The 18,333-nt window shown below is 56.6% G+C and carries 18 protein-coding genes; 10 read left to right on the top strand and 8 right to left on the bottom strand.

The features are described 5' to 3' along the window. Window positions 1–111: 111 nt before the first annotated feature. From speD to INT33_RS17130, 4 genes are all read right to left on the bottom strand, one after another. Window positions 112–906: an adenosylmethionine decarboxylase gene (gene speD, locus INT33_RS17145; RefSeq protein ID WP_018916434.1), complete on the bottom strand. Its 795-nt coding sequence runs from the start codon at window positions 904–906 to the stop codon at window positions 112–114. Between the two features lie 238 nt (window positions 907–1,144). Next, complete coding sequence (locus tag INT33_RS17140; protein WP_018916435.1) at window positions 1,145–1,564, bottom strand: OsmC family protein; 420 nt, start codon at window positions 1,562–1,564, stop codon at window positions 1,145–1,147. 107 nt (window positions 1,565–1,671) lie between these two features. Next, window positions 1,672–2,331 carry an N-acetylmuramate alpha-1-phosphate uridylyltransferase MurU gene (gene murU, locus INT33_RS17135; protein ID WP_193092523.1) on the bottom strand — a complete coding sequence of 220 codons (660 nt, stop codon included), beginning with the start codon at window positions 2,329–2,331 and terminating at the stop codon, window positions 1,672–1,674. Further along, the gene (locus INT33_RS17130; RefSeq protein WP_193092522.1) at window positions 2,328–3,338 is read right to left on the bottom strand and encodes an aminoglycoside phosphotransferase family protein; all 1,011 of its coding nucleotides are present in this window, start codon (window positions 3,336–3,338) and stop codon (window positions 2,328–2,330) included. Before INT33_RS17130 ends, murU begins: the two co-directional genes overlap by 4 nt. A gap of 70 nt (window positions 3,339–3,408) precedes the next feature. Here INT33_RS17130 and INT33_RS17125 point away from each other — a divergent pair, with 70 nt between their 5' ends. From INT33_RS17125 to apaG, 5 genes are read left to right on the top strand one after another with little or no spacing between them, the layout of a single operon-like run. Further along, window positions 3,409–5,856, top strand: a complete 2,448-nt coding sequence (locus tag INT33_RS17125) for an LPS-assembly protein LptD (protein ID WP_193092521.1) — start codon at window positions 3,409–3,411, stop codon at window positions 5,854–5,856. A gap of 35 nt (window positions 5,857–5,891) precedes the next feature. Then, entirely contained in the window at window positions 5,892–6,917 is a 1,026-nt protein-coding gene (locus INT33_RS17120; protein WP_193092520.1) for a peptidylprolyl isomerase, read from the top strand. Continuing rightward, window positions 6,917–7,969 carry a 4-hydroxythreonine-4-phosphate dehydrogenase PdxA gene (gene pdxA, locus INT33_RS17115; RefSeq protein ID WP_193092519.1) on the top strand — a complete coding sequence of 351 codons (1,053 nt, stop codon included), beginning with the start codon at window positions 6,917–6,919 and terminating at the stop codon, window positions 7,967–7,969. The genes INT33_RS17120 and pdxA overlap by 1 nt, the downstream gene beginning before the upstream one ends. A gap of 43 nt (window positions 7,970–8,012) precedes the next feature. Continuing rightward, entirely contained in the window at window positions 8,013–8,843 is an 831-nt protein-coding gene (gene rsmA, locus INT33_RS17110) for a 16S rRNA (adenine(1518)-N(6)/adenine(1519)-N(6))-dimethyltransferase RsmA (RefSeq protein ID WP_193092518.1), read from the top strand. Beyond that, window positions 8,840–9,217, top strand: coding sequence for a Co2+/Mg2+ efflux protein ApaG (gene apaG / locus INT33_RS17105; RefSeq protein ID WP_018916442.1), 378 nt, complete (start codon window positions 8,840–8,842; stop codon window positions 9,215–9,217). The genes rsmA and apaG overlap by 4 nt, the downstream gene beginning before the upstream one ends. Before the next feature lie 21 nt (window positions 9,218–9,238). Here the strand turns inward: apaG and INT33_RS17100 are convergent, their stop codons facing one another. Then, window positions 9,239–10,684: a GMC oxidoreductase gene (locus INT33_RS17100; RefSeq protein WP_193092517.1), complete on the bottom strand. Its 1,446-nt coding sequence runs from the start codon at window positions 10,682–10,684 to the stop codon at window positions 9,239–9,241. 534 nt (window positions 10,685–11,218) lie between these two features. Between INT33_RS17100 and INT33_RS17095 the strand changes: the two genes are divergently transcribed. Together INT33_RS17095 and INT33_RS17090 are read left to right on the top strand one after the other, a co-directional pair. After that, the gene (locus tag INT33_RS17095) at window positions 11,219–12,037 is read left to right on the top strand and encodes a symmetrical bis(5'-nucleosyl)-tetraphosphatase (protein ID WP_193092516.1); all 819 of its coding nucleotides are present in this window, start codon (window positions 11,219–11,221) and stop codon (window positions 12,035–12,037) included. After that, complete coding sequence (locus INT33_RS17090; RefSeq protein WP_193092515.1) at window positions 12,037–13,161, top strand: polynucleotide adenylyltransferase; 1,125 nt, start codon at window positions 12,037–12,039, stop codon at window positions 13,159–13,161. The genes INT33_RS17095 and INT33_RS17090 overlap by 1 nt, the downstream gene beginning before the upstream one ends. A gap of 18 nt (window positions 13,162–13,179) precedes the next feature. Here INT33_RS17090 and folK read toward each other — a convergent pair whose 3' ends face one another. Both folK and folB read right to left on the bottom strand, forming a co-directional pair. Next, window positions 13,180–13,725 carry a 2-amino-4-hydroxy-6-hydroxymethyldihydropteridine diphosphokinase gene (gene folK / locus INT33_RS17085; protein WP_193092514.1) on the bottom strand — a complete coding sequence of 182 codons (546 nt, stop codon included), beginning with the start codon at window positions 13,723–13,725 and terminating at the stop codon, window positions 13,180–13,182. Next, window positions 13,722–14,102 carry a dihydroneopterin aldolase gene (gene folB, locus INT33_RS17080; protein ID WP_193092513.1) on the bottom strand — a complete coding sequence of 127 codons (381 nt, stop codon included), beginning with the start codon at window positions 14,100–14,102 and terminating at the stop codon, window positions 13,722–13,724. The genes folK and folB overlap by 4 nt, the downstream gene beginning before the upstream one ends. A gap of 78 nt (window positions 14,103–14,180) precedes the next feature. Here folB and plsY point away from each other — a divergent pair, with 78 nt between their 5' ends. Beyond that, window positions 14,181–14,753 (top strand): glycerol-3-phosphate 1-O-acyltransferase PlsY, encoded by a 573-nt coding sequence (gene plsY, locus INT33_RS17075; RefSeq protein ID WP_193092512.1) that lies wholly within the window; start codon window positions 14,181–14,183, stop codon window positions 14,751–14,753. Here the strand turns inward: plsY and tsaD are convergent. Then, window positions 14,750–15,808 carry a tRNA (adenosine(37)-N6)-threonylcarbamoyltransferase complex transferase subunit TsaD gene (gene tsaD / locus INT33_RS17070; RefSeq protein WP_193092511.1) on the bottom strand — a complete coding sequence of 353 codons (1,059 nt, stop codon included), beginning with the start codon at window positions 15,806–15,808 and terminating at the stop codon, window positions 14,750–14,752. The two genes, plsY and tsaD, sit on opposite strands and share 4 nt — an antisense overlap. A gap of 203 nt (window positions 15,809–16,011) precedes the next feature. On the opposite strand from tsaD, the gene rpsU reads away from it, so the two are divergent. Both rpsU and dnaG read left to right on the top strand, forming a co-directional pair. Further along, window positions 16,012–16,227 (top strand): 30S ribosomal protein S21, encoded by a 216-nt coding sequence (gene rpsU, locus INT33_RS17065; protein ID WP_008956349.1) that lies wholly within the window; start codon window positions 16,012–16,014, stop codon window positions 16,225–16,227. 175 nt (window positions 16,228–16,402) lie between these two features. Then, a complete protein-coding gene (gene dnaG / locus INT33_RS17060) occupies window positions 16,403–18,241 on the top strand; it encodes a DNA primase (RefSeq protein WP_193092510.1) in 1,839 nt (612 codons plus the stop codon). The last annotated feature ends 92 nt before the right edge of the window (window positions 18,242–18,333 follow it).

Genomic DNA, 18,333 nt, shown 5'->3' with positions numbered 1-18,333 from the left:
CCGCCATCGCCAGAGCCACAAAAAAGGGATCCTCAGATGAGAATCCCTTTATGATCAAAAACTATGGGACAGCAATGGACTCGCGTCGGCTTTTTTTCGTCTACTCGGCGATTAGTCGAGGTTGCGCGAGTAGAAGATTTCCAGCATCTCTTTACGCAGACGGCTCTCGATGTCGCGGGCCTCTTCAAAGGTAATATCGCGACGCGAAGTGCCGAACAGGTAATTATCGAGTTCGAAATCCTTGAGCAGCATCTTGGTATGGAACATGTTGTCTTGATACACGTTCACATCCATCATTTGATACGCTTGCTTGGTATCTTCTGCCAGGTAGTCCTGGATCGACGCAATATTGTGATCGATAAACAGCTTTTTGCCATCCACATCACGTGTGAAACCACGCACACGGTAGTCCATGGTCACGATGTCGGAATCAAAACTGTGGATCAGGTAGTTAAGCGCTTTCAACGGGCTGATATGGCCACACGTTGAAACATCGATATCCAGGCGGAACGTACTGATGCCGTTATCGGGATGCGACTCCGGGTAGCTATGCACGGTGACATGGCTTTTATCCAGGTGGGCAACCACGGTTTCAGGCAAAGGACCCGGGCCTGGTTCCGTTTGCTCTGGATTGGCCTCATCAAGCTCATGCTCAGCAATGAGGATGGTGACGCTCGCTCCGTGAGGTTCATAATCCTGACGGGCGATGTTTAGCACATGCGCACCGATAATATTGGTGACATCTTTCAAGATCTGCGTCAGCCGTTCGGCATTGTAAAGCTCATCGATATAGTCGATATAAGCTGCACGCTGCTCTTCGGTTTTGGCATAACAGATGTCGTAAATATTAAAGCTCAGCGAGCTTGTCAGGTTATTAAACCCGTGGAGTCGGAGATTATCTGTCATGTCCGAACCTCCCTATGGCAGATGAAAATACCCCGACGAGCCAGCGCCGGAACCGAAAAGTACCTATTGCTACCCTCGCAACACCGCTTATATAAACGCGTAGGTAAGACAGTAGGGGGTAATACAAGCCGGCGTATTATGCCCGGCCCTGACGCGCTATGCATCCGACGGATGCATTTTTTTAACTTATCAGGCGTGACGGGCCGTAAGGGCAGGCGCTGGACGCTGCTCGCGTGCCTCAAGCTTCTTTGATCTCAAACGAATGAGTGATCTCAACACCGCCTTTAACCAGCATGATGGAAGCGCTGCAGTATTTTTCTGCGGAAAGCTCTACCGCGCGTGCAACCTGCTTCTCTTTTAGCGCCCGACCAGTGACCACGAAATGCACATGAATTTTGGTAAATACCGCAGGCACTTCGTCAGCGCGCTCAGCGTCGAGTTCGGCAACGCAGTCGGTGACATCCGCGCGCGCTTTATCCAGAATATTCAGGATATCAAACGCAGTGCAGCTACCCATGCCCATGAGCAGCATTTCCATAGGGCGCGGGCCCGTATTGCGGCCGCCGTGGTCGGGTGGGCCGTCAATGATAACGCTATGCCCGCTACCTGACTCGGCGACAAACTGACGACCATCTGTCCATTTTACCTTTGCTTTCACGTAGCTCTCCTCATCTAGGCAACGACAGGTAAGTCGCGCAGCATAACATTTCTATGCCAGGGCGCACTGTTTGAATCCCCGCCCCGGCGTTCTTTGATCGGTGATGGTTATAGGCTTAAAAAGTGCTCCAGAGCTGCAAGGCGCTCAGGTGTGCCTACATCCACCCAGTGCCCGGTGAAATGCTCGCCGCTAACGCGCTGTTCGTTCATGGCGTGTTTAAACAGCGGTGCCAACGCAAATGCCCCGGGGGGGTGGCCTGCCAGTAAAGCAGGATGAATAATGCTCACTCCTGCGTACGTGTAGCGCGGCGTGCCGTGAGTCAACGCGCGGCCATGCTCAAGGGCAAAGTCGCCATCTACATGATGTGCAGGGTTATCTACCAGCACGAGGTGCGCCAGGTCGTCGCCTTTGAGCATGGCCTGGGCAGGCAGGTAGTCGCACCAGATATCACCGTTGACCAGTAAAAAAGGTGCGTCGCCCAGCAGCGGTAGGGCGTTTTGAATACCCCCGCCTGTTTCAAGCGGCGTAGATTCCTGGCTCCAGTGAATGCGTAGGCCGTAAGTTTGCCCATCGCCCAGCGCTTGAATGATCTGCTCTGCGCGGTAGCTAACGTTGATCACTACCTCGTTAAAGCCTGCCTGCTGAAGCCGCTCAAGGTGGTGAACAATCAGCGGCTTACCTGCCACAGGCAGTAACGGTTTTGGGCAGTGATCGGTTAAAGGGCGCATCCGCTTGCCTAGCCCGGCCGCTAAAATCATGGCTTTCATTGTGTGCTTTCCGCCAGGCGTTGGGTAATCGCGGGGCGCAGGGTGTTGTTAACCCACTCGGCAAACGCTGTGTGCTCGGGCAGCGCGGCTAGGCTGTCTTCCAGGTGATCTAGAAAGTGCGGCAGGCGTTCCAGGTAGCCCTGTTTATGATCGCGTATGGTCAGGCGGCAAAAGATCCCCAGTACCTTGAGCGAGCGCTGAGCCGCCATAGCGTGGCACTGGGTTATAAACGTAGCCGCTGTCAGCGAGCCGGGAAGGCGGCCGTCGTGGCGTGCCTGAGCATAAAAAGTGTTGGCTAACTGGGTAAATTGAGGTTTGGTAAATCGCCAGTAGCGGCCGCACAATAACGAAATGATGTCATAGCTGATCGGGCCCGCCACGGCGTCCTGAAAATCAATCATATACAGACGGTCGTGACTGACCATAATGTTCATGGCATCAAAGTCGCGGTGTACACTCACGAAGGGCTGTACAAGCGCTTGCTCAATAAGCGCCGAGCGCAGTGGCTCCCAGCTGGGCGGAGTGGGTAGCTTCAGCCAGCTGCCCAAGCACCATTCGGGAAAAAGATCGAGCTCGCGGGCGAGTAGCGGTGCATCATAGGCAGGCAGTGCGCTGGGGCCGGCCCGATTCTGCAGCTCGGCAATCAGTGCCAGCGCTTTTTCGTGGTAATTAAGCACGCTATTTTCATCGCTAAACAGGTCTTGCATGGGCGTGCTGCCCAAGTCGTCCAGCAGTAAAAAACCGTCATCTAGATTGGCGGCATGAATTTTGGGCACGGGCAGCCCTGCTGCATACCAGCGGTTGCCAATGGCTACAAAAGAGGAAGAATCCTCTTGAGCTGGGGGCGCATCCATCACAATCTGTGTGTCGCCACCAGGAAGCGTTAGACGAAAATAACGCCGGAAACTGGCGTCGCCACCCGCCGGTGATAGAGTAATAGTGGCCTGATTCAGGCTATTTTGTTCAGCGGCCCATCGGGTGAGGGCATTTATCCGGGAAGAGGACATGCAAGCTCCTTGCTGGTCGGGCATCATGCGGGCTGTATAATACCTATTCTGGATGCCAAGGATAACGAACATGGGCAAGCGATTTTCGCGCACTTTACCGGTTGCGCATACGCTGATGGGCAGTTTGCTCGCGGGCGCCTCGTTTTCGGCGGTGGCGCAGGATCAGACGCTGCCCGCCGAAGCGCTCGACTGGCAGGCCTGGGGGCAAGGTGAAGCGTCACAACAATTATGCCGTGGGCGCTATGTGATGCCCGGCTACCGGTTGCCCGCTGAGCAAGACCCGGAGACACTGTCGGTTGAAACGCAAGAGGCGGATTATGCCTCCGACGGTGAAGCACTGCTACGCGGCGATGTGGTATTAAGGCGCGCTAACACCGAGCTTGAAGCGGAGCGCATTTTTCTACCTGCCAACCGCGAGCAGGTTGATGCCGAGGGAAACCTGGCGCTGCGCGATGGTCAGGCCCTACTGCGTGGCGATAGTGCGACCCTAATGCTCAACGAAGACCGGGCCACTATAAACAATAGCCACTATGTGCTGTATGAAGAGCATTTGCGTGGTCAGGCAAGCCAGCTTGAGCAGACGGGCGAAGCCCAGTATCGCTTGCACGATGCTTCCTTCACGTCGTGTGATCCCGGTGCTAATACCTGGCAGCTGGTGAGCAGCGATATTCGGCTAGATCAGGCCAAAGGCTTCGGCACCGCGCGGCATGCACGCTTGGAAGTCAAAGATGTACCTATCTTTTACTGGCCGTGGCTGCGCTTTCCAATTGATGATAATCGCCATACGGGCCTGCTGGCGCCAGCGATCGGTTTCTCATCGGATGGCTTTGATTACGCCCAGCCGTTTTACTGGAATATTGCCCCTAACCACGATGCCACCATTACGCCGCGCTGGATGACCGATCGTGGTTTGTTGCTTAACGGTGAATACCGCTACCTTTTTTCCGAGAGTGCAGGCACCGTCGAGGGCGGTTACTTAAGTGGCGATGACGGCGGTACTAGCGGCGATAACCGCTTTGCAGGTGAAGATCGCTGGTATATCGATGCGCAGCATGCCGGGCGTATCAATAACCGCAGTAACTACCGTTTGCGCTATGGCGCGGCCAGTGATGGCCGCTACTTTGACGATTTCGGCGGCCAGTTCGGGGATAGCGACCGGGTCAGTATGGAAAGGCTTGCACAGGTCGATTATCAAGGCGAGCGTTGGCAGTTGGATGCCCGTGCCCAGGGGTTTCAGCGCCTTGAAGACCCGCTTAGCGATACCGATAAGCCGTTTTATCGGCTGCCCAGTTTAACTGCCAATTCCAATTGGCAGCTGGGTAGCGGAATTTATAGCGAATGGCGCTCCAACGTCACTTATTTCTGGCGGGATGTGGATGAGCGCCGCGTACCCGAACAGGAAGCCGCGACCGGTAGCCGTTTGCACTTAACGCCTGCCGTTGGCTGGCGCGCCGAGAATAGCTGGGGATATGTCGAGCCGCGTACCGAGCTTTGGTATACGGCATACGACCTAGACTATGGCGAGCGTGAAACCGATCGGGGTACGACCCCCAGCCGCAGCATAGCGGTTACCTCGGTGGACAGTGGCCTGGTGTTTGAGCGCGAATTGGAGTTGGGCAGCCGTGATTATCGGCAAACTCTGGAACCGCGTCTCAACTACGCCTATGTGCCGCGTACCAACCAGACCCAGCTACCCGATTTTGATAGCCGTGAGCGTGCGTTCTCCTGGGATCAGCTGTGGTCACCTCATCGGTTTTCCGGGGCCGACCGGGTCGGCGATCTAAACCGCGTATCATTGGGCGTGCAGTCGCGCTTGATTGAGGACAGCAGCGGTCGGGACCGTTTGACGTTCGGGGTTGGGCAAAGCGTCTACTTTGCCGAGCGCCGCATCGATAGTGAAGGGGACCCGGACACACTGCCTGCGCGTCCCGAAGAAGATCCTAACGTCAACCCGCAGCGCTACTATCAGGCCACGCGTGATCGCTCGCCGCTGGTCACCCGGCTGGACTGGCAGATCAATGACCGCTGGAGTACCGGCTACGAGTGGCTTTACGATGACCATCGCGAACAGACCGAGCGCTCAAGCGTTGACGTCAATTATCGCCACCCGGCAGGTCATGTAGTGAACCTTGGGTACCGTTGGGAGATCGAAGGATTTGATCCAGATTCGGTACCTGGCGATGACGGCTTTCGCAATTACAACCGCGAAGAGTGGGATCTGTCGTTCGCTTGGAAAGCCAACACCAGGATTGATTTGATTGGCCGCTACCTTCACGATCAAACCAATGACCGTTCGCTTGAACAAATGGCCGGCGTACAGTGGAACGACTGCTGCTATGGTGTGCAGCTTGTCTGGCGTGAGTGGGTAGACGATAACGATACGGCACGCGTTGAGGATGATTTTAACGATCGCGGGCTATTTTTACGCTTTGTATTCCGTGGCTTAGGTGGCGTTGGCCAGCAGGCCGATAGCTATTTTGAACGGACCATTCCGGGTTACCGTCCTACGCCTTTGTAATGACGTTCTTGAATGGCGACTGAAAGAGACCTTTTATGAAGACCAGAAATACGCTGCTAGCCCATGCAAAAATCGTATCGGCCACGGGTGTCATGGCCCTTTGCATTGGTGCCGGTGCGCTCGTTACGCCGCTTGTATCACAGGCGCAAGATTTTGCGTCTACCCAGCGCCAGCCGATCGATAGCGTCGTCGCCGTGGTGAACGAAGGCGTTATAATGCGTAGCGAGCTCGATGGCCGGGTTGCCCAAATACAGCAGCAGGCTCAGGCGCAAGGCGGCTCGCTTCCGGCGCGCTCAGCGCTTGAAGCCCAAGTGCTTGAGCGGATGATCATGGATGAAATCCAGATGCAGCTAGCCCGCCGCAGCAACTTGAGCGTTGATGATACGGAGCTTAACCGTCAGCTACGCACGATTGCTGAATCCAACGATATGACCTTGGAGCAGTTTGCTGACGAGGTGGAATCTGAAGGCATGACGCTTGCCGACGTTCGCGAAGACATTCGTCGTGAAATGCTGATGCGCCAAGTGCAGCAGCGCCAGGTAGGTCAGCGCGTATCGGTAAGCGACCGCGATGTGCAGCGTGTGCTGGAGCAGCAGGGCAATCAGGCGAGTGATCAGGCATTTGTCGAAGAAATCCGTGCGCGCCACATCCTGGTCGAGCTGACACCAACACGCAATGAAGACCAGGCTCGCACGCGCGCTCAGGAAGCTCGCCAGCGCCTGCAGCAAGGCGCTGACTTTGCATCAGTGGCACGTGAATTTAGCGATGATCGCGGCAGCGCTCTTAACGGCGGCGAACTTGGCTGGGTACGCCCTGGGCAAACCGTGCCGGCGTTTGAAGAGGCGATGCAGTCACTTGACGTTAACCAGATTTCTGAGCCCGTACGCTCTCAGTTTGGTTATCACATCATCGAAGTAGAAGAGCGTCGTCGTCAGAACGTCACCCAGGAGAGCCGTCGCGAGCAGATTCGCCAGGCGATTTTCCAGCGCCGCGCCAATGAAGAGCTGCAAATCTGGCAGCAGGAAATTCGCTCGGAAGCCTTTGTGGATATTCGTCTCTAATGACTCAAACCACTGGCCTGCCGCTGCTGATCACTACTGGGGAACCCGCAGGTATCGGGCCTGAACTGGTGCTGATGCTCGCATCGCAGGGCAACCTGCCTGAGCAGACCGTGGCGATTGGCGATGTAGATATGCTGCGCCAGCGTGCGGCTGAGCTTGCGCTTGATGTGACGCTGGTGGAAGCTCACCCCGGTGAGCCGGTCAAGGCAACGGCTGGCAAGCTTCCGGTATGGCGGGTCGCACTCAAGGAGCCTGCGATGCCGGGAGTACTGAATCCGGCTAACGCAGGGTACGTGCTGGCAACCCTCGAACTGGCTGTCAACGCATGTATGGCCGGCCTGGCGGCGGCTATCGTTACGGCGCCGCTGCATAAGGGCGTCATTATCGAAGGCGGCTATCCAGACTTTACCGGGCATACAGAGTGGCTGCGCGATGCCTGTGGCGTCGATGAGGTGGTCATGATGTTGGCAACCGATGCGGCACTTCATGCACAGGCGCCTGATTGGCAGGGCAGCGGTGATTTGCGCGTTGCCTTGGTGACTACGCACCTGCCGCTGCGCCACGTCGCCGATGCGATTACCTTTGATCGAGTGACGCGTATTAGCCGCCTGCTGGCGGCTGACCTCAAGCGCCAGTTCGGCATCGCATCGCCACGTATTGCGGTATGCGGTTTAAACCCTCATGCGGGCGAGGATGGCCATCTTGGCCGTGAAGAGCTGGACACTATTATTCCAGCGCTTGAAGCCCTGCGTGCGGATGGGCTTAAGATCGAAGGGCCACTGCCCGCCGATACCCTGTTTACCCCACGCCATTTGGCGGGTGTGGACGCCGTGCTTGCGATGTATCATGACCAGGGCTTGGCAGTACTTAAGTACGCTGGTTTTGGTCAGGCGGCCAATATTACCCTGGGCTTGCCGTTAGTGCGCACTTCGGTAGATCATGGCACGGCGCTTGATCTGGCCGGTAAGGGGGTGGCCGACCCCGGTAGTCTGCGTATCGCGCTTTCGCTTGCACGACGCCTTGCCACTCAGCGGATCAATGCTGTCTGCTAGTCTTATGCTTCACGTTTGAAAAACCTCCAAGGAACTCTGTTAGATGTCTCAAGTGCCCCAGCAGCACCGTGCTCGCAAACGCTTCGGTCAAAACTTTCTACGTGACCTGGGTATCATCTCGCGTATTGTGCGCTCTATTGGGCCGCGGGAAGGCGACCGGCTGGTTGAAATTGGGCCAGGGCAGGGCGCGTTAACCGCCCCGTTGCTTGAGGCCGCCGGGAAGCTTGAGGTGATTGAACTGGACCGCGATTTGATTCCCGGTCTGCGGGTGCAGTTTTTCAACTATCCTGACTTTATTATCCATGAAGGCGACGCGCTGAAATTTGATTTTGCCGCGCTTAAAGGCGATGGCCCGGCCCTGCGCGTGGTCGGCAACTTGCCCTATAACATTTCAACGCCGTTGATTGTGCATTTGCTAACCGCCGGTAATGCCATCGCCGATATGCACTTCATGCTGCAAAAAGAAGTTGTCGAACGGCTCGCCGCTGAACCGGGCGGTACCGATTGGGGACGGCTTTCGGTGATGGCGCAGTACTATTGCCAGGTGGATCAGCTATTTATCGTCCCGCCCGAGGCCTTTGTTCCGCGTCCGAAAGTCGACTCAGCCATTGTGCGCCTCACGCCCCACGCTGCCTTACCGCATGTTGCCGATGACCCAGCGCTACTTTTTGAGCTGGTAAAGCTTGCGTTTGGTCAGCGGCGTAAAACCCTGCGCAATAATTTCAAAGGCCGCGTTAGCCCGGAAACCCTGGAAGAACTAGGGATTGATCCGGTGCGTCGCCCGCAAACGCTAACCGTGGCCGAATATGTGGCCATTGCCAACCGCGTCGCGGCGGATGACGCGCTAAACGCTGGTGGGAGTGATGTCGGGTGAGTGGTCTAGCCATTGAGGTCAGCGTGACACCGGAATACTGTGCGGCGGAGTCTAGCGATGTAGAGACGCGCTACGTCTTCAGCTACACCGTTACCGTGCATAATCAAAGCCCACACAGCGTACAGCTGATGGCCCGCTACTGGAAAATCACCCAAGGCGGTGGCGATAGCCAGGAGGTGCGCGGCAAAGGCGTGGTAGGCCAGCAGCCGCTTATCGGGCCCGGTCAGCGCTTTCGCTATACCAGCCGCGCCATTCTGCAAACGCCGGTTGGGGTGATGGAAGGCGCCTACACGCTGCTCAATACCTATAGCCAGCGTGCGTTTGAAGTGTCGATCGCACCCTTTCGTCTGGCCGTGCCGCGCCAGCTGCACTGAACGCGGCTTTAACGCTGAGTGTTATGCCTGGTTTAAGCGCTGGTTCAAGTGATCGCATAAGCGAAGGGCAAGCTGAACCAGCGTCAGGGTCGGGTTGGCGTGCCCGGCGCTGGCAAACACGCTGGAACCTGCCACGTACATATTGTCTTGGGCAAAAAGGCGGCAATCGGCGTTGACGATACCTTGCTCAGGGTGATGGCTCATGCGCGTACCGCCCATATGATGGCGACCCGCGAGCTCGCCGTCGGTGGGCAGCGTGACAGGCAGTGCCGCAAGCCAGTCCGCCAGCTGTACCCGGCCAATATCCGTGTCCAGCAGGTACTCGCCCAGCAACAGCAAGCTTTCGCGAATAGTATGCCGATCAAGCGCGGACTGTTGCCATACCAGTCGGCTACGCGGAATGCCCAGTGCATCAAGCTCATCGCTAAGCTCAACGCGGTTTTCAAAGCGCGGCTCCTGCTCCCAGGCGGCTCTTAACATTGCACCATGCAGCACACGCCCTTGGGCTTGCCACTCGACAATACGTTGCCCCAGAGAAGGCGCCTGCAGGCTAAGCTCATCGATTAGCGCCTGGGTTGCCTCTGGATTCATGCGGTGCAAACGCAGACCGCAGTTGAGTATCTCTCGGCTTGCGAGTGCCTGCTCATTGGGGGATAGGAAAACGTTATAGGCCTCATCCAGCCCTAACACTTCCGGCTCAAAGATAAGCGCCTGACCGACCGTTGCGTGAGGATGCTCCATCCAGTAGCGCCCCAGCGTCTGGGCCTGCGGAACCAACTGGCCGTCCGCCTGTTGATTGCACCAGAGCAGTAAGCGGGCATTATCAATACCCCCGCAAGCAAGAATGAAGTAGCGGGCGCGAACCTGGTGCTGCTCGTCCTGGTAGTTAGCAAGCGTCGCGCTGGCAACTCGGCCGTCGGTCGTTTCCAGTGCGACGAGATTGGCGTTTAAGCAGCACAGCAGATTTTCTGACTCACTCAGCGTATCGGCGTACTTCAGCTGTACGCGAGTGGGGCCTCCCAGCGAGAAGTAGATACGGCTAAGCGCGGACGACTCAATGGGCTCATCCGCTGGGATGGGATCTAAATCAAGCAGATCAGCTGCGGCGCTAAAGTAGGGCGTAAGCTCCGTATGGCTAATCGGCCAGGCGGTCTCGGGAGCGGCGGATTTGGCAGTGAAGTCATACGGGTCAAGCGGGCGACACACGCCACCCCAATGGTTCGTCGAGCCGCCCAACTGACGCAGTCGGCTGGCTTCAAGCGGGAGATATGCATCACCGACGACCTCGCCACGGTAGCTATCCTGGGAGCGTTCGCTAAATACTTCATCGCCCCCTTCGCACATCAGAATGCGGTGCCCCTGGCGGGCAAGTGTCACACCAATCGATACGCCGGCGGCCCCGCTGCCAATAATGCACACATCCACTGTATCGCCCAGCTCAGCGAGCTTTTCGAAAGGCAGGTACATTAGCGGTCACTCGCGCGTAGTAGCCAGCCGTTAACCATTATGCTGTCTGGGGAATGACGAGAGGATGATGCAGGCGGGCGGTTCTGTGCGCTGACAGCCGGGAGCAGAGTGCTAACCGGCACGAGCGCTACACCCATGCCGGCAAGCGTCGCAGCTTTTAATAGCCGACGCCGTGTATAAGTAGGCAGCATAATCGTTATATTGTCCCTGGCCTTGGATGGTTTACTTTGCAAGGTGTTATAAGCGTTATGAAAGGCAGCATTCTGAAAAGTAACCGCGCCTACATTACGGACGCTCAATTTATATTGATGCAAATTTGCCCATCCCACCAGAGCAAATTTGCGAATACTGCTAACGTACGATAAGTAGTAGGTTTTAATGAGTAGCACGTTTGGATGAGTAGTGCGTTTTGATAAGTCGTACGTTTGGGTTAGTGCGATATCGGTTATTTTTCATGCTGGTTATTTTTCAACACTCGTTATTTTCAATATTGTTTTGCAGCACTCTTTTTTTATTCAACATAAGGCCCCGCGCATGAGTACCTACGCGATTGGCGATCTGCATGGCTGCTACGCCGAGTTTATGGCGTTGCTTGAGAAGCTCAATTTTAATCCCAACCAAGATACCCTGTGGCTGGTGGGGGATGTGATTAACCGCGGCCCCGGCTCGCTTGAGTGCTTGCGTGAAGCACAGGCGCTAGGCGGGGCAGTACGCTGCGTGCTGGGTAATCACGATTTTCACCTGTTAGTGGTGGCGCGTGGCGGTGGCAAGCAGAAAAGACACGATACGCTCAGCGAGATTCTAACCGCTCCCGACCGTGAGCCAATGCTTGACTGGCTGCAAAGCCAGCCACTCGCCGTACAGCAGGGCAATATCTTGATGACCCACGCCGGATTATTGCCCCAGTGGCGTGTCGAGCAGGCGGTGGCGTATAGCCGTGAAGTCGAGCAGGCCTTGGCCAGCGAGCAGTCGGGGCGTTTTCTAACCGAGCTGTTTGGAAATCAGCCTGATCGTTGGCGGGAAGACCTTGAGGGAATGGATCGGCTGCGCTTTATAGTCAATGCCCTGGCGCGAATGCGCTTTATCGATGCGCAGGGGCAGCTGGACTTTGCGGCAAAAGAAGGGCTTGAAAGCGCTCCGCCAGGGTTTGCACCGTGGTTTCAGTACCCGCGTGACGATAACCCGCATTTACTGTTCGGCCATTGGGCGGCCCTGGAAGGCAAAACGCCTGACGCCAAGGTGCGTGTGGAGGCACTGGATACCGGCTGCGTATGGGGAGGGACGTTAACCGCGCTTGACTTGGACACCGGCGAGCGGATCAGTGTACCCAGCCAGCAGCAGGGAGAACGCTAGTGGCGGCGAATCCCAACGATCCGTGTATTGCCGGGCTGGACGTGTACCGCGTAGGTGGTGCCGTGCGTGATGCGCTTTTAGGCTGGCCTGTTTTTGATAACGACTGGGTCGTGGTCGGCGCGTCGCCAGAGGCCATGCGCCAGCGGGGCTTCAAGCCAGTGGGGCGAGATTTTCCGGTATTTTTGCATCCTGAAACCGCCGAGGAGTACGCCTTGGCGCGTACCGAGCGCAAGTCCGGCTTCGGGTATTCCGGCTTTGAGGTACACGCAAGCCCTAATGTCACCTTGGAAGAAGACTTGCTACGCCGCGATCTCACTGTTAATGCGATTGCTCAGCGGGTAGATGGGCCGCTTATTGATCCCTTTCACGGTCAGCGCGATATCGAAAAGCGCGTGCTGCGGCATGTTTCCCCGGCATTTAGTGAGGACCCGCTGCGTGTACTACGCACGGCGCGCTTTTTAGCCCGCTATAAGCCGCTGGGGTTTTGTATCGCCGATGAAACGCTGGCGCTGATGACGCAGGTGAGCCGTAGCGGTGAACTTGAACATCTGGCGGCTGAGCGAGTGTGGGTGGAAACCGAGAAGGCGCTGGGCGAGCCGGACCCACAGGCCTACTTTACGACGCTAGCACAGTGCGAAGCGCTGTCGGTATGGTGGCCAGCATTCACTGATGGCAGGCTTGAGCAGGGGCTAGCGGCAATGCACAGCGCCCCGAGTGATAGCCAAACGCCGCTCGCCCACTGGCGTTACGCGTTACTCGTCAGCGTGCTGGAGGATGCTGAGCGTGAGATGTTGGCGAAGCGATTGCGTTTACCCAGCGCTGTGGCTCAACTGGCGCGCTATGTGGCCTTGAGCTTACACCTTTTAAAAACGCCTTTGGAGCCGGATGCCGTACTACACTGGCTGGAGCGTTTGGATGGCTGGCGCAAGCCCGAGCAGGTCACAGCACAGCTTCAGCTAGTGGATGCTGTTGCGCACGCAAGCGTGGCGCCCTTAAGTGCTGCTTGGGAAGCCGCGCGCAATGTAAGCCCTCAGACGCTGATAGCTCAAGGCTTTAAAGGGGCGGCGTTAGGTAAAGCGTTGCGCGAACAGCGCCAGCGGGCGGTGTTTAACGCTCTGGGCTAATCTGCCTGTCAGTCAAACTTATCTGGCTAGCGCCCTTTGGGGCATGGTGTCTGCGTGGGATATCCAGGCGCCACCCCAGGTGAAATCAATTGGCCAAAGGCGTTGGCTGCCTAGCGTGAAGTTATGCCAAAGCGCCGCGTAAGACGTCTGGCAAACGGGGTGGCGTTCATTAGGAAGCAGCTCAGCCAGGGGCTGTAGCACAAAGGCATTATAGGTAATTTCGTCGCGGGGCAGAGAAACGCCATTCACAACGCCGCACATGCTGCCGACGGTTAATAGGTCGATATCCAGCACCTTGGCGCTATATTTAGTCATGCCGGGCTTGCGGCCATGAAGGATCTCGACGCTTTTGGCCCACGCTTTTAGCTGGCGCGGTGTCCAGTCGCTTTCAAACGCAACGACCAGGTTATAAAAATTGTGTTTGTCGCTAAACCCCACCGGCTCACTTTCAAACACCCGTGATACCTGTAGAGGCCCAAAGGCGTCAAACAGGGCATCAAGGCACGAACGTATGTGGTGCGCAGGTTTTATATTACTGCCTAAACTAACGGTAACCAGGCTCATAGGGTAACGTCCTTGGTGACCTCCGGCTGTTCGCCGCGGGTAATCTCAAGGCCTACGCTTGCGGCTTGGGGGACTGCGCCGGGTTTGCGCACTCTTAAGCGTAACCAGGAAATGGCGAACTCGCTGCGTAAGCATTCCGCCAAGCGCTCTGCAAAGGTTTCGACCAGCGCAAATTGGTGCGCATCGGCAAAGCGTTGGATCCGCTGGCAAATGGCCGCATAGTCCAACGTCAAACTTAGGTCATCGGTGGCAGCGGCTGGGCGAATATCGGTCGCCAGCGTTAAATCCAAGCTCAGCGACTGTTGAATAGTGCGCTCCCAATCGTACACACCAATAACGGTGTCTACTTTTAACGCTTCGATCAAAATGCGATCCACGAGCTTTTCCTCGGCGGCAACAAGCCGGCGATTGTACGTTAGGATGAGGCGAAACGACAGTAAGATGGAAACCGCGCCATGATATGGGTAGTAATCGGCTATTTGAGCGGTAGCTGGCTGGCCGCAATTAGCGTTTGTCAGATGGCTGGCGTGCGTGATCCGCGCCGCTGTGGCTCCGGTAATCCTGGGTTTTCCAACGTGCTGCGCCTTTACGGGCCACGTTTGGCCGGCGTCACGCTGTTTCTCGATGCGTTGAAAGGCATGCCCGTGGTGCTGGCAAGTAAAATGCTGGCATTGCCGGTCAGTTGGCAGGGGCTTATCGGGTTGGCCGTGCTCGTCGGGCATAGCTATCCCGTGTGGTACGGCTTTCGAGGCGGTAAGGCCGTGGCTTGTGCATTGGGCGTGCTGTTGGTGCTGGTGCCGGGTGTAGCCCTGCTAAGTGCCATGACGTGGGGGCTGCTGGCATGGCGGTTAAAAACCGCCGCGATAGCTTCATTGGCTAGTGCCCTGGTGGCGCCCCTTGCCTGTATCTGGCTGGCACCTGCTTATATAAGCGTGGTGGGTGGCTTGAGTATGTTAGTGGTTTTACGTCACGGGCTTAATATTCGCAGGCTAAGGCACGGCGAGGAGCCGCGCCTGCGAAAGCCCTAATCGTTAAGAGGTGCCTTGGGTGGCGCTAGGCGATCCAGCGGCCAGCGCGGCGTGGCCTGCATGATACCATCATTATCCTGCTCGCCAGCGGCCAGCCGTTGTGCGCCGACATAGGCAATCATGGCGCCATTGTCCGTACAGAAGCGGCCACGCGGATAATAGGCTTTAGCCTGACGTTTTTGACATTCAAGCGCCAGACGTTCGCGTAGCCGGTGATTGGCACTAACGCCTCCCGCCACCACCAAACGTTTGAGCCCCGTTTGATCCAGCGCCCGGCGGCATTTAATGACCAGCGTATCGACCACAGCTTCTTCAAAAGCGCGGGCTACGTCAGCACGCGCCTGTTGGTCAAGCTCACCGGCGTTTTCCAGTTGACGGATCGCAGTTAACGTATGCGTTTTTAAGCCTGAAAAGCTGAAGTCCAATCCGGGGCGGTCGGTCATCGGGCGGGGGAAGCGAAACCGCTTGGGATCACCCTGCTCGGCAAGCTTGGCGACCAGAGGGCCGCCGGGGTAAGCCAGCCCGAGCATTTTAGCGGCTTTATCAAAGGCTTCACCCGCAGCGTCGTCCACGGATTCGCCCAAGAGTTCATAGCGCCCCAGGCCCTGAACTTCTACCAGCTGAGTATGGCCGCCGGATACCAGTAACGCCACAAAAGGGAACTCAGGTGCATCATCTTCAAGCATCGGCGCGAGCAGGTGGCCTTCCATATGATGGACACCCAGTACGGGGATCTCTAACGCCCGCGCCATGCCGTGAGCTGTGCTTGCGCCCACCATCAGGGCGCCCACCAAACCAGGGCCTGCGGTATAGGTGATGCCATCCAGATCGCGTCGGGTCAGGTTGGCATCTTTTAATACCTGCTCAATGAGCGGTAGCAGCTTGCGCGTATGGTCTCTCGACGCCAGTTCAGGTACCACGCCGCCGTACTCTGCATGCATGGCAATTTGGCTATACAGCGCGTCGGCCAGCAGGCCGTCGCCGCCTGAACGGGAAGTGTCATACACAGCGACGCCGGTCTCATCGCAAGACGTTTCAATGCCCAATACGCGCATAACGGGAAAACTCTTTGAAAAAATGGTAGAACGCCCAAGTCTAACACTGTCCCTCTTGGAGAGCGTAAGCATTTGCAAAGATGGCTATTCACGACTAAACTATCGTGCGCTGTAAAACTGGGTCGTACACTGTAGCCGCAATGATGCGCTATAAGCTGTACGTACTATCGAACTCAAGACTCCTTAAGGTAGGTGAGTGCTTAATGCCTTCTGTAAAAGTACGTGATAACGAGCCGTTTGACGTCGCCCTGCGTCGCTTCAAGCGTTCTTGCGAAAAAGCCGGTGTTCTTTCCGAAGTACGCCGCCGCGAGCACTATGAGAAGCCGACTGCTGAGCGTAAACGCAAAGCGGCAGCTGCCGTAAAACGTCACGCTAAGAAAGTTCAGCGTGAGCAAAAGCGTTTCGAACGGCTCTATTGATCCGTACCTGGGGAGAACCAGAGTAGTTAGCTGGTTGTCTCAAGAGGGATGCCAAACGGCCGCCACTAGGTGGCCGTTTGTTTTTCAGGTTTTTGCGCTGTTTAAGGTGATTAGGTAAAGCGCCTGATGACGTTAAACACGCGCTTAGCGCACTGCGCGAGGATGCTCGTCTTTCATGGCAGGCCAGATTCCACAGCGTTTTATTGACGATCTTCTGGGCCGCGTTGACGTGGTGGAAGTGGTTGGTGAGCGCGTGCAGCTTAAAAAAGCTGGCCGGAATTACTCGGGTCTTTGTCCTTTCCATCAGGAGAAAACGCCGTCTTTCACCGTGAGTGCCGACAAGCAGTTCTATCACTGCTTTGGCTGTGGAGTACACGGGAATGCGCTACGCTTTCTGATGGAGTATGACAAGCTGCCTTTTCCTGAGGCAGTCGAGCAGTTGGCGGGGCGTTTAGGGCTTGATGTACCGCGTGAAGGCGCCGATGACCCGCGTGCCCAGCAGCGAGAAAAAAAGCGCAAAGAGGGCGTTAACCTGCTCGAACTTGCCGCTAGTTTTTATCGCGAGCGGCTAAAGATGCGCGACGGGCAGAATGCCCAGCGCTATCTGGAGAATCGCGGGCTTTCTGCTGAGGTGATTCAAACTTACGGCATAGGCTATGCGCCGGGCGGTTGGGAGGCGCTTAAACAGCATCTGACCGAGCGCGAAATTTCAGAGCCTGTGCAGGTGGAGTATGGCCTGCTGATTCATCGCGAAGATACCGGGCGTACCTACGACCGCTTTCGTGACCGGGTGATGTTCCCGATTCGTGATTTACGTGGGCGTACTATCGCGTTTGGCGGTCGAGTGATGGGCGATGAGCAGCCTAAGTACCTCAACTCGCCGGAAACGCCGGTGTTCCATAAAGGGCGTGAACTTTATGGCCTTTATGAAGCGCGCCAAGCGTCAAGCAAGCTTGAGCAATTGGTTATGGTCGAAGGCTATATGGATGTCGTTGCGCTAGCGCAGTACGGCATCCATAACGCCGTTGCTACCTTGGGGACCGCGACGACCGAGGATCATCTGAGCCGCCTGTTTCGCCTGGTTAGCCGGGTGGTGTTCTGTTTCGACGGTGACCGGGCTGGCCGTCAGGCTGCGAGCCGGGCGCTTGAAACCGCGCTGCCGTTGATGATTGATGGCCGCGAGGCGCGTTTTCTGTTTCTGCCGGAAGGCGATGACCCCGATACACTGGTACGCCGTGAGGGAAGCGAGGCTTTTAAAGACCGCGTAACCTGTGCGATGCCGCTTTCGGAGTTTTTGTTTGAGCAGGCCGCGCAAGGGCGTGACCTGAATACGGTGGAAGGGCGCGAACGTTTTGCGAGCCAGGTACTCGAAGCATTGAATAAAGTGCCCGACGGGATGCTCAAATCATTGCTGCTTGAAGCCTTGGCTAAGCGCAGTGGTTTGGCGCAACAACAGCTTCAAGCGTTGTTGGAAAAGCGCGCAGCGCCACCCAAAGAGCAGGCATATTGGGAGCCCGTCGCGGAACCCGAGGTTGAAGAGGATATAGGTCAAGCAACTCCTCAGCCGCCGAAGCCGCGGACGCGTAGCCAAGTGCTTACTCCGGTGGGGCGCATTGTACAGCTGCTGCTTCACGAACCGAGCGTTGTGTCAGCCGTGCCCGAGAGCCTGGATTGGTTGCCGGAAGATGATGATACGCCGCTATGTCGCGATTTGATCGCGCTTTTGCAGGCCGGGCGTTATCGCAGTCCGCAGGTAGTATTGGCGCATTTTCAGGGCAGTCCGCAAGGTCAGGTCCTGGCAGCGTTCGCCAAGCGGGAGCTGCTGATTCCCAAGGCCGCACGAGAAGCAGAGTTAACGGGGTTGATTGAGCATTTACAGCAAAAGCAGCGTAAACGTTCGCCCCAGGAAGAGTACGAGGCGTTGTTGGCTCAGGAACGTGCCGGGCAGAAGCTCGATAAGCAGCAGCGTCAGCGCTTGGCCAGTTTGGTAGTCGAATTGGCTCAGCGGTTTTAAGCGGTGTTGAAAGCGGGGGGTTGAATTTTGCCCTTGCCAACACCAGATATAGGGTCAGTCACCAAGTGCTGGCCTAACCGAACAACCTAACA

Source organism: Halomonas colorata, assembly GCF_014897985.1.
Taxonomy (GTDB): domain Bacteria; phylum Pseudomonadota; class Gammaproteobacteria; order Pseudomonadales; family Halomonadaceae; genus Vreelandella; species Vreelandella colorata.
Note: the sequence above shows the minus strand (reverse complement) of the source record. Positions and strands in the feature narration are given on the sequence as shown.